Below are 11172 nucleotides of genomic sequence, written 5' to 3'. Positions count from 1 at the left end.
CGATCGCCCGCAGCGGCGGGCGTCCATCACCGCGCACCTCAAAAAGACACAGCACCGCCCGACCGAGGACGGACACCCCCCGCCCCGGCCCCGACCCACCCACCATCCGCAGGCGCTACACCAGCCCCCACCCAACCCGCAGCTGCGCCGCAGGCATCAGGGGCGCGGGGAACTGCGCGAAAACCCACAACGGCGCCGCACCTACACCCGCACCGCCGCCCCCGCCAACCGCGGCGCCGCAAACTCCGTCCCACACGTGAACCGCAGCAGCGGCCCGAACGTCCCCGCCGCCTGGATCCCCGTGAAGTACAGCCCGGGCACCGACGACTGGAACCCCGGGTCCAGCCGGGGAAAGCCCCCCGTACGGGTCAGCCGAGAACGCAGCTCCGGGCCCAGGAAGTCCAGCGCGTCGACGCGGACGCGATAACCCGTGGCCGCCAGAACGTGGTCCGCGTCCAGGACGTGGGTACGCCCCTGCCGATCACCGGTGGACAGGACAACCCGTTCGCCATCCCGCCGCGCCCCGGTGATGCGACGCCCGAGCTGCACCGGAACCACCCCGTCGAGCCGCGGCTTCAGCCACCAGGACCCGAAGGGCCCCAACACACGCCGCACCAGCCGCAACCGCGTGGCAGCGGGCAGATAGCGAAACGCCGCCGCCTGATGAACGACCGCGTACAGCGCCCAGGAACGCCCGAGCGGAGTATCCGGCTGCCAGTGCGGCCCCGGCGTCGGCCCGCCACCGAACACCAACTTCTCGGCACGGGCGAGGAGCCGCACCCGAGCCCCCGCCTCGTGCAGCAGCGCCGCACTCTCCTGCGCCGACTGCCCGGCCCCCACCACGACCACGTCCCGCCCCGCGAACTTCCCGAGGTCGGCATGGTCCGAACTGTGCGAGACAAGCCCCTCACCGACCAACGGAGCCAACGGCCCCGGCACATACGCAAAGCCGTCCATCCCGCTGGCCACCACCACGACCGCAGCCCGCACCTCCTCCCCGGAAGCGATCCCGAGCCGGAAGAGGCCGTCGGACCGCCGGTCGACGGCCGTCACCCGCACGTCCTCCACCTCGGGCACGAGCCGCTCGCCGAACCACCGCCCGTACCGCACGAACATCTCCACCGGCACCTGGTCGTGCCCGCTCAGCCGCGCCTCCCCCACCTCACGGGCGTAGTCGTCCAGCGTGAACCCCGGCTTCGGCGCGGACAGCATCGACGCGGCCGGCGGCGACTTGAGCAGCATCCCCGCCGGCATGTTCTCGGCCCAGCTCGCCATCGGCGAACCGAACACCCTGACACTCAGGCCGCGCGCCTTCAGATGCGCGGCGGTGGACAGGCCGTAGGGGCCCGCCCCGATGACCACGACGTTCTTCGACATGTTCGACACATGGGACATGGCTGTGGACGTGTTCTCGGACATGAGTTGAATTCCCCCCTGGTACGGCGCACTTGAGCGCCCGCACGCAGACATGACGGATCCCGGAACGGGTCGGAAGGTCAGATCGCGAGGTACCCGGAGGGGCAGGGCGGCCCACGCCGTACGACGCTGTCCGCGAGGAGAAGACGGGTCGGGCCGTCGACCGCCGGCCCGGGGCAGGGGCGGCAGCCCACCGCGTCCGTGTCCAGATCAAGCGGAGTGGACCACGGCGCGAACAACCGCTCCAGCAGCTCACGCCCGGCCGCGCACAGCACTCGCCGACGGCAGGTGTCGACGCCGTGCAGCAGCACCGCGCCCAGCACGGTCAGCGCCACATGCGCGGCCACCACGGGCGCCCCGGCGTGCAGGGAGGACGGCCAGAAGGCGTGTGCCGGGACGTTCACCGCGGGGTCGGCCCGGACGAACCAGTAGCCCACGACCAGCTGGGAGCCCACCGCCAGCAGCACCTGCCGTACCAGCGGCTTGTCGTGGCCCGCGCCGGGCAGCGCGACCACGAACAGCAGAACAGCTGCCAGTGCGCGCACGCTCAAGGAGGGACTGGAGTCGAAGGCCAGGTGATGGACCGTGCTCGCGACCACCGTGCCCAGCGCGGAGAACAGCCCTGCCCGGACAGCCGCCACCGGCACCACCCGCGGCATCCGACCGCGTCGGCGCAGACAAAGCACAGCCACCGAACCCCCCATAACCCACCCATCATGGACGCGGTCCGAGCCCGTGTCACCACCGCCTTCCGGCCGAACCGGAGCGAATTAATTCGGGTGCGCCCTCCGAAAGCACCCGCTAGCGTGCCTGTTCGACGCCTTCCGATGCGCTGTGCCCCGGTTACTTCCTGACAAAGCCGCAACACCACCCCGGTGCCACTACTGATCTCGGAAGGCGCCTCTCTCTTAAGAACCTCTTCTCCAAGAGCTTCTCCAAGACCTCTTCTCAAAGACCTCTTTCTTCTCCAAGAGCTCTTCTCCAAGAGCTTTTTCCAGGAACGTCTCCCAAGGGACCTTCTGCATGCCCCATTTCAACCGTCAGCGGGCCAAGTCCGAGGCCAGGACCGAGATCCAGGCAGAGATACCGGGCTTGACCGCAGGCGGAGCGACGTCGTCGCTCTCCACCCACGGCCGGTGGCTGCTCCCGCCGTCCGCCACCACCCGCACCGCCTCGCGCCCGCCCGCCTCCTGGCCGCACGGCCACAGCCGCACCCACCAGGGCGGTGCCGGCTACGCCCGCCCCCCGAAGGCCCAGCTCTTCCTCCTGGCCATGGCCAACATGGTCGGCCACCACAGCTTCTACGAGGAGGCCGGCGCCCGCGACGAGCGCTACGCGCAGCTGGTCCGCACCCTCGCCGTCAGCGACCCCGAGTGGACCCTCGGCCTGCTGCGCTGGCTGCGCACCGAGGCCCATATGCGCACCGCCTCCCTGGTCGGCGCGGCCGAGTTCGTGCGGGCCAGGCTGGACGCGGGCGCCGTCGGCTTCTCCCGCCAGGCCGTGGCCACCGTACTTCAACGGGCCGACGAGCCCGGAGAGTTGATCGCGTACTGGACCTCCCGGTACGGGCGGGGACTCCCGCAGCCCCTCAAGCGCGGGATCGCCGACGCCGTACGGCGGCTCTACACCGGTCGCGCGCTCCTCAAGTACGACACCGCCTCGCACGCCTACCGCTTCGGCGACGTCATCGAGCTCACCCACCCCTCCCCCGACCCGCAACGGCCGTGGCAGGGCGGCCTGTTCCGCTACGCCATCGACCGCCGCCACCGCCCCGACCGTGCCCTGCCGCCCTCCGGCGAGACGCTGCTCGCCACGCACCGGGAGCTGCTGGCCGTGCCGGTCGAGGAGCGGTACACCCTGGTCACCGCACCGGACGGTGCCGAGCGGCTGGCCGCGGCCGGTATGACCTGGGAGTCGGTGGCGGGCTGGCTGCAGAGCCCCCTCGACGCGGCCGTGTGGGAGGCCCTGATCCCCTCGATGGGAGTGATGGCCCTCGTCCGCAACCTGCGCAACTTCGACCAGGCCGGCCTCAGCGACCGGGCGGCCGCCGAGGTGGCCGCCCGGATCTCCGACCCGGACGAGGTGCGCCGCTCCCGCCAGTTCCCCTTCCGCTACCTCGCCGCTCACCGCAACGCGCCCTCGTGCCGCTGGGAGCAGGCCCTGGAGACGGCCCTCGGGCACTCCCTCGCCAACGTGCCCGAACTGCCCGGCCGCACGCTGGTCCTGGTGGACCGCTCGGGCTCGATGTTCGACCGGCCCAGCGAGCACACCCGGCTCAACCGGGCCGATTCGGCGGCCGTCTTCGGTACGGCGCTGGCGCTGCGGGCCGAGCGGGCCGACCTGGTGGAGTTCGGAACCGGCAGTCGACGTATCGAACTCGCCCCGGGCGAACCGGTGTTGCACGTCCTGGACCGCTTCCACGACCTCGGTGGCACCAACACGGCCGCGGCGCTCAACCGGCACTACGACCGGCACGACCGGGTGGTCGTGGTGACCGACGAACAGACCGAGCTGACCCGGTGGTTCAACCCGCTGCAGGCGGTCCCCTTCCACATCCCCGTCTACACCTGGAACCTGGCCGGTTACGCCATGGCGCACGCCGCGTCCGGCCCGCACCGCCACACCTTCGGCGGCCTGAGCGACGCCGCGTTCCGGCTGATCCCGCTCGTCGAAGCGGGCCGGGACGCCAAGTGGCCGTGGGAGACCGGCGGTTCCCGGAGCGCGGGTGCCCTTTAGGGCACCTGAAAGGGCATGCCCCCGCGCGGCGCGTGGTTTCCGCGGTCGCAGTCAGGTACGAAAGCGATTGCCGCCCGCACGCGGTCCCCCACAGCAACTCCCTGGCAAGGCAGCCCAGTCAACGGGTCCATCCGAAAGGACCGCAGCAATGGCCACACCTCTGACCGCCGCGCAGATGCTCACCGCGCTGACGACCGAAGGCCTCACCGTGCACGAGCACAGCGGCTGGGAGACCCACAACCGCGACACGGCGACCGGCAAGACCTTCGGCCCCGTCATCGGCGTACTGATCCACCACACGGCCGGACACGGCGACAGGGAGCTCTGCTACAACGGCAGATCCGACCTCCCCGGCCCCCTCTGCCACGCCTGGCTCGGCAAGACCGACGGGCTGTGGACGCTCGCGAACGGCCGTGCCAACCACGCCGGCGCCGTCGACCTCGACGTCCTCAACGCCCTGCGCGCCGAGAAGTCCCCGCTTCCCACCGACAACCAGGCCAACGCCGACGGCAACGACTGCCTCTACGGCCTGGAGATCGAGAACCTCGGCAACGGCAAGGACCCCTACCCGGACGACCAGTACCGCCAGGCCGTGCTGTGGGCGGCGGCGATCTGCCGGGCGCACGGCTGGTCCGAGAACTCGGTCGCCGGGCACAAGGAGGTGCAGCCCGGCAAGGTCGACCCCAGCTTCGACATGGACGACTTCCGGGCCGACGTGAAGAAGCAACTCGCGGTCACGGTCGGCAAGTCGGCCCCGTCCAAGCCGACCAAGCCGACCACCGGCTCGGCGAGCAGGCCCCGCGTCGACCTCTCCCGCCTGGCCCAGGCCGCGAAGGCCGACCCGAACGCCAAACAGGGGCACGTCACCTACATGGCCGGCACCAACCTCACCGAGGCGGCCCTGGTCAAGCTCGGCTACCTCGCCAAGACCTACGCGGGCGACGGCTCCTTCGGTACGACCACGATCGCCGCGTACGCCAAGTGGCAGCGCCACCTGGGCTACTCCGGTGGCGAGGCCGACGGCATCCCCGGCAAGATCTCCCTCAGCAAACTGGGCGACCGTACGGGCCTGTTCACGGTCGTGGCCTGAGCCGGGCCCGCACCGCGGCGTCCGTCACGTCGGCCCTGTCGAGAAGCGCTGCCCTCCCGATGAAATCCGGATGCTCTCCCGCTCGCCCGCTGATGGGATGGCCCGATGAGCGAGATGCCGGAGACCTCGGAGACCGTTGACCGCAAGCTGTATCCCGAGGCAGTGACGCCCTGGGACGACCTGGCGTGGCGGGCCGAGGCCCTGGCATGGGCGAGCGGGGTGCTCGGCGCGCGCCGGCTGCGGGAGACCGGGCCCCGGCAGGTGCGGGTACGGCCCTGGTCCGTGCTGGTGCGGCTGGCGGTGGACGGAGGCGACGGCCCCGTCTGGTTCAAGGCCAACCCGCCCGGCAGCCGCTTCGAGGCGGGGCTCGGCGAGGCGCTCGCCGGATGGGTGCCGGGGCAGGTGCTCACGCCCCTCGCCGTGGACGCGGGGCGCGGGTGGTCGCTGCTGCCCGACGGCGGGCGGAGGTTCGCCGATGTGCTCGATTCCGGCGAGGCCGGTGCCGGGGCCTGGGAGGAGATGCTGGGCCGGTACGCGGAGCTGCAGCGCTCCCTGCTGCCGTACACCGAGCGGATCGAGTCCCTCGGGGTGCCCGGGGCCCGTACCGCCTCCCTGCCCGGCGTCCTCGACCGGCTCGTCGAGGAGAACGGGGCGTTGACGGGCGAGGAGCGCGCGGTGCTGGACGGGCTGCGGCCGCGGGTGACGGAGTGGTGCGCGCAGCTCGCGGCGCTCGGCGTCGGGGACTCGCTCGACCACGCGGACCTGCACGAGGGGCAGGTCTTCCACGCGCCTGAACAGACGCCGGGAACGAACCGCTTCACCTTCTTCGACTGGGGCGACGCTCTCGTCTCGCACCCCTTCTGCAGCTTCCTGGTCCCCGCCCGCAGAGCCGTCGACCGTCACGGCCCCGACGTCCTGCCCCGCCTCCGGGACGCCTACCTCGAACCCTGGACCGCGGGCGACCGCTCCCTGCCCGAGCTGCGCCGCGCCCTCGCCCCGGCCTGGCGGCTCGGCGCGATCGGGCGGGCCGGTTCCTGGGGCCGTCTCTTCCCGGGCGCGGCGGCGGGCACGGACCTGGCGAACGGCACCGAGATCGCCCGCTCGCTCCTGCGCCTCGCCGACGAACCGCCGCTCGCGCTCACCCGGCCCGAATGAAACGGAGGCGCGGTTCCCACCGTCGGCCGAACGCGGTCCGATTCTTGACGATCTCCTGACACTCGCGACCGCATCCAACCGTCCCCGTGCCGTGTCCCATTCCTTGTCACAACCCTTCGTCACAATCTTCAACGGGGAATGGAGTGCCATGGAAGGCGCCGTCGTCGCGGTCGTGCTGCTGGCCGTAGGGGCCCTGCTCGTGCTGCGCAGTGGGATGAAGGTGGTCAACCAGATCGAGCGCGGTGTCGTGTTCCGGATGGGCAAGGCGCTGCCGGAGTACCGGCAGCCGGGCGTCACGTTCCTGATTCCGTTCGTCGACCGGATGCGGAAGGTGAACACCCAGGTGGTGACCATGCCGGTCCCCACCCAGGAGGGCATCACCAAGGACAACGTCTCGGTCAAGGTCGACGCCGTCGTCTACTTCCGGGTGGTGGACCCGGTCCGGGCCGCCATCGAGGTCCAGGACTACGTCTTCGCCGTCGGCCAGGTCGCCCAGTCCTCCCTCCGCTCGATCATCGGCAAGAGCGATCTGGACGACCTGCTCACCGACCGGGAGCGGCTGCACGAGGGGCTGGCGCTGATGATCGACAGCCCGGCCGCGCAGTGGGGCATCCACATCGACCGCGTCGAGATCAAGGACGTACAGCTGCCGGAGTCCCTGAAGCGGTCCATGTCGCGGCAGGCCGAGGCGGAGCGCGAGCGCCGGGCCCGGGTCATCACCGCGGACGGCGAGTTCCAGGCGGCCCAGCAGCTCGCCAACGCGTCCAGGATCATGTCGGACACCCCGGAGGCCATGCAGCTCCGGCTTCTCCAGACGGTCGTGGAGGTCGCGGCCGAGAAGAACTCGACGCTGGTGATGCCGTTCCCGGTGGAGCTGCTGCGGTACTTCGACAAGGCGACGCAGAAGATGGCGGCCGGGGAGGCGCCGGTGCCCGCACCGGCCCCGGCTCCTACGACGGAACCGGCTTCGACCCCGGCGCAGATCCCGGCTCCGGCACAGGTCCCCGCTCCGCTTCCGGCACCCGACCCGCGGACCGCGGTCGTCGAGCAGCCGTAGCGAGCGCCAGCGTCACCACGGCCGACGCGGCCGCCATGACCGTCATCGCCGTGGCGGGCGAGGTGAGTTGGGCCACCGAGCCCGCCACGGCGGCGGCCACGCCCTGCATCGTGAGCATCCCGGCGGAGTGCAACCCCAGGGCGTGCCCGGAGAGTTCGTCCGGGGTGAGCGCCATCAGCCGCTCCTGCTGCACCAGGCTCGCGCCGAAGCCGGCGGAGGCGACGGTGGCGAGGACGGCCGACCAGGGCAGCGCCGGGTGCAGGGCGAAGAGCAGGTACGGCGTGGCCAGCAGCAGGAGCAGCGGGGTCGCCAGCCGGGGCCGGACCGCGGGCGGCACGAGCCGGCCGACGGTCACATCGCCGGCGAACATGCCCAGCGCCCCGCACGCGAACAGCGCGCCGGCCGCCCGGGGGTCGTAGGAGACGTAGAGGGACTCGCAGCCGACGACCAGACCGTTGGGGACCCAGAGGCCCAGGTAGGTGAGGCGGCGGGGCCGGGACGACCACAGGAGGCCGTTGGTGCGCCACGTCGCCCCGGCCGACAGCCGCCCCGAGGAGCGCGGCGGCCGGGCGGTCAGGCCCAGCCGGACGCCGAGGGCGGAGACACCGTAGAGCACGGCCGCCAGCAGCAGGCACACCCGCGGTGACAGGACCGTCAGCAGCGCACCGCCCGTCGCGAACCCGGTGATCTGCATCAGCCCGGAGAGCATGTTGAACACCGAACGCCCCAGCAGATAGCCCTCCTTGGAGAGGATCTCGTTCAGCAGCCCCCAGCGCACTCCCCCGCCCAGCGAGGCGACCAGACCCTGCACCAGCACGACCGCGAAGACGCCCCACACCGGCAGTCCGGGCAGCGCCAACACCGCCGTACCGGCGGCGAAGGCGAGACCGATGCCGGTCAGCGTCGAGCGCGGCGGCAGCCGGTCGGCGCCCGACAGCAGGAAGGTCGCCCCCAGCACCTGCGCGAGCTGTGGCCCGAACATGCTCACCGCCGACAGCAGCGGTGAGTCGGTGATCCGGTAGACGAGCGTGCCGAGCGCCAGACCGCCGATCGTCTGGGCGGCGGTCTGGGCGGCGGCGGAGAGGAAGAAGGGCGTGAACTCCGGGGTGCGGAAGAGGTCTCGGTAGCTGCGCATGCAGGGAGTCTCGGAAGGGCCGGCCGGTGGTGGTTATTGTTTCGCGCAGACGCGAAACATCCGGACGGGGAGGCAGGGAGACTCATGGGCTGGTGGCAGGTGAACGCCGACACACTGGCCCGCAGCCGCTTCGTGCTCTCCCCGCTCGCGGAGACCTTCGCCTCCCTCCAGCTGCTGCACCGGGGCCAGGCCGCCCACCCCGGTGAACAGGCCTGGCTGCGGGACCATCTGCCCGCCTACCGGGCGCGCCTGGCCACCGACCCCGTGACCGCGCGCCTCGTCCGCGCAGGCCTCGGCCGAGGCTGGATCGCCGACTTCCTCACGCCCACCCCGAAGGACGGCGAGACCTTCGAGGCGGGGGTGGCACGCGTCCGGTCGGTCTCCCCCGCCCAGGCCCGCGCCGACATCACGGTCGCCCTCGAACGCGCCCCGCTCCCGCCCGAGTTGGACCGCGACGACCTTCCGTCCCGGGCGGCCGACCTCTTCTCCTACGTCTGGACCGAGACCGTACGGCCGTACTGGGACCGGCGTCGGCGCATCCTGGAGGCCGATGTGGTCGCCCGGACCGCGCAGGTCAGCCAGGGAGGCTGGGCGGCGGTGCTGGACGCGCTGCGGCCGGGCCGCACCCGCTGGCTCGGCGGGAACCGCCTCCAGGTCAACCTGCACGAGTACCCGCCCCGCGAGATCTCCGGCGCCGAGCTGGTCTTCGTGCCGGTGACGCCCAAGGCGGGCTGGGTGTCCTGGGAGGAACCGGACCGCTACGCGATCATCTACGCCTGCGAGGGCGCCCTCGCCGACCACTCCGCCCGCCCCGCCCCCGCGAGCCTGGCGGCCCTGCTCGGCCCCGCCCGCGCCGGGGTCCTCGCCCTCCTCGCCTCCCCCCTGAGCACCAGCCAGCTCGTCGCCGTCACCGGCCAGGCCCTCGGCTCGGTCGGCCGCCATCTGAAGGTGCTGCTGGACGCGGGCCTGGTGGAGCGGCGAAGGGCGGGGCGCTCGGTGCTGTACTCGCGGACCGCGGCGGGAGAGGTCCTCGTCGAGGCGCAGGCCAACCACCGCTCCGACATGTACCGGAGTTAGCATCCGCTTATGACGCTTTCTGACAGCAACTCCCCTCTCGCCGTGCAGATCGATGCCCTCCAGGGCGGTTCCGCCGACCTCTCGCAGTACGCGGGCAAGGCCGTGCTCATCGTGAACGTGGCCTCCAAGTGCGGGCTGACCCCGCAGTACACGGGCCTGGAGAACCTCCAGAAGCAGTACGCCGACAAGGGCTTCACCGTGCTCGGCGTGCCCTGCAACCAGTTCCTCGGGCAGGAGCCCGGCAGCGCCGAGGAGATCGCCGAGTTCTGCTCGGCGACGTACGGCGTGACCTTCCCGCTGACCGAGAAGGTCGAGGTGAACGGCGAGGGCCGGCACACCCTCTACGACCGTCTGGTCGGGTTCGCCGACGCCGAGGGACACACCGGGGACATCCGCTGGAACTTCGAGAAGTTCCTGATCGGGCGGAACGGCGAGGTCGTCGCCCGTTTCTCGCCGCAGACCGAGCCGGAGTCGGCCGAACTGGTCGCCGCGCTCGAGGCACAGCTCGCCGGTTGACCTTGCCCCTGGGGCAGGGATGAGCCTCCTGGTCACCGGGCGGAAGACCCGTCCGGTGACGGAGGGAGAGTGAGCCGAAGGGGCGAGCCGACCAGCAAAGGGGCTGCAGTGGTGGACCAGGAACTGCTCACCATCGGCGCGTTCGCGGCCCGTGCGCGCCTTTCGGCGAAGGCCCTACGGCTGTACGACCGCCTCGGCCTGCTCGCACCGGCCCACATCGACGAGGCCAGCGGCTACCGCTACTACCGCGCCGACCAGGTGGAACGCGCCCGGCTGGTGGCGTTGCTGCGGCAGCTCGACATGCCGCTGGCCAGGATCGCCGAGGTCGTCGAGGCGGACGGCTCACGGGCCGCCGATGTGCTCGCCGCGTACTGGACGGACGTCGAGACGCGGTTCGCCGGGCAGCGGACGCTCGCCGAGTACCTCCGTGGACGACTGTCGGGGAGGAGCTCCGAGATGTACGGGAAGTTCGTGGTCGAGACGGTGGACGTACCGGCCCGGGTGGTGATCACCGAGACCCGGCACACGCTGGCCGACGAGTTGCCGGCGTGGATCGGCGCGTCGCTGACGCGGCTGGAGGCGGCGGCCCGCGAGTGCGGCGGCGTGACGGCGGCACCGTACGTCGTCTACCACTCCGAGGTCTCGATGGAGAGCGACGGCCCGGCGGAGTCGTGCGTGCCGGTGGCGGACGAGACGGCGGCACGGGCGTGGGCGGAGGCGAAGGGCCGCCCCTGGGAGGCCAGGGTCCGCGTGGAACCGGCCCAGCGGATCGCCTACACCCGCATCACGAAGGCCCAGGTGGCCCATCCCCAGATCCTGGCGGCCTTCGAGGCGGTGGAGCAGTGGATGGCCGGGGAGGGGCTGGAGATGGCGGGCCCCTGCCGGGAGATCTACTTCGCGGACTGGGATGCGGCGGGGCCGGAGGACGAGGTGTGTGACGTCGCCTTCCCGGTGCGGGTGAGCACATCCAGCCCGTCCGGCGCGTGACAC

Annotated in this window: 10 protein-coding genes; 7 read left to right on the top strand and 3 right to left on the bottom strand. The window is 71.9% G+C overall.

Annotated features, from left to right (window positions below; genetic code table 11):
• Positions 1-201: 201 nt before the first annotated feature.
• Positions 202-1419 carry an FAD-dependent oxidoreductase gene (locus ACWC09_RS41435; RefSeq protein ID WP_450856215.1) on the bottom strand — a complete coding sequence of 406 codons (1218 nt, stop codon included), beginning with the start codon at positions 1417-1419 and terminating at the stop codon, positions 202-204.
• Positions 1420-1496: 77 nt separating this feature from the next.
• Positions 1497-2057, bottom strand: a complete 561-nt coding sequence (locus tag ACWC09_RS41430; RefSeq protein WP_450856214.1) for a hypothetical protein — start codon at positions 2055-2057, stop codon at positions 1497-1499.
• 382 nt (positions 2058-2439) lie between these two features.
• Here ACWC09_RS41430 and ACWC09_RS41425 point away from each other — a divergent pair, with 382 nt between their 5' ends.
• The 4 genes from ACWC09_RS41425 (at position 2440) to ACWC09_RS41410 (ending at position 7454) form a co-directional block, all read left to right on the top strand.
• Positions 2440-4152, top strand: coding sequence for a TROVE domain-containing protein (locus tag ACWC09_RS41425; RefSeq protein WP_450856213.1), 1713 nt, complete (start codon positions 2440-2442; stop codon positions 4150-4152).
• A gap of 148 nt (positions 4153-4300) precedes the next feature.
• Positions 4301-5242, top strand: a complete 942-nt coding sequence (locus ACWC09_RS41420; protein WP_450856212.1) for an N-acetylmuramoyl-L-alanine amidase — start codon at positions 4301-4303, stop codon at positions 5240-5242.
• Positions 5243-5347: 105 nt separating this feature from the next.
• Positions 5348-6397, top strand: coding sequence for an aminoglycoside phosphotransferase family protein (locus ACWC09_RS41415; protein WP_450856211.1), 1050 nt, complete (start codon positions 5348-5350; stop codon positions 6395-6397).
• Between the two features lie 148 nt (positions 6398-6545).
• On the top strand, positions 6546-7454 hold the full coding sequence (locus ACWC09_RS41410; RefSeq protein WP_450856210.1) for a slipin family protein: 909 nt from the start codon (positions 6546-6548) through the stop codon (positions 7452-7454).
• On the opposite strand, the gene ACWC09_RS41405 is transcribed toward ACWC09_RS41410, so the two are convergent.
• Positions 7348-8589: an MFS transporter gene (locus tag ACWC09_RS41405; RefSeq protein WP_450856209.1), complete on the bottom strand. Its 1242-nt coding sequence runs from the start codon at positions 8587-8589 to the stop codon at positions 7348-7350. The two genes, ACWC09_RS41410 and ACWC09_RS41405, sit on opposite strands and share 107 nt — an antisense overlap.
• 84 nt (positions 8590-8673) lie before the next feature.
• Here ACWC09_RS41405 and ACWC09_RS41400 point away from each other — a divergent pair, with 84 nt between their 5' ends.
• The 3 genes from ACWC09_RS41400 (at position 8674) to ACWC09_RS41390 (ending at position 11169) form a co-directional block, all read left to right on the top strand.
• Complete coding sequence (locus ACWC09_RS41400; RefSeq protein WP_450856208.1) at positions 8674-9666, top strand: ArsR/SmtB family transcription factor; 993 nt, start codon at positions 8674-8676, stop codon at positions 9664-9666.
• Positions 9667-9675: 9 nt separating this feature from the next.
• Complete coding sequence (locus ACWC09_RS41395) at positions 9676-10182, top strand: glutathione peroxidase (RefSeq protein ID WP_450856207.1); 507 nt, start codon at positions 9676-9678, stop codon at positions 10180-10182.
• 111 nt (positions 10183-10293) lie between these two features.
• A complete protein-coding gene (locus tag ACWC09_RS41390; RefSeq protein WP_450856217.1) occupies positions 10294-11169 on the top strand; it encodes a MerR family transcriptional regulator in 876 nt (291 codons plus the stop codon).
• The last annotated feature ends 3 nt before the right edge of the window (positions 11170-11172 follow it).

The organism is Streptomyces sp. NPDC001617 (assembly GCF_053596855.1).
This window is presented reverse-complemented; position numbering and strand designations above follow the sequence as displayed.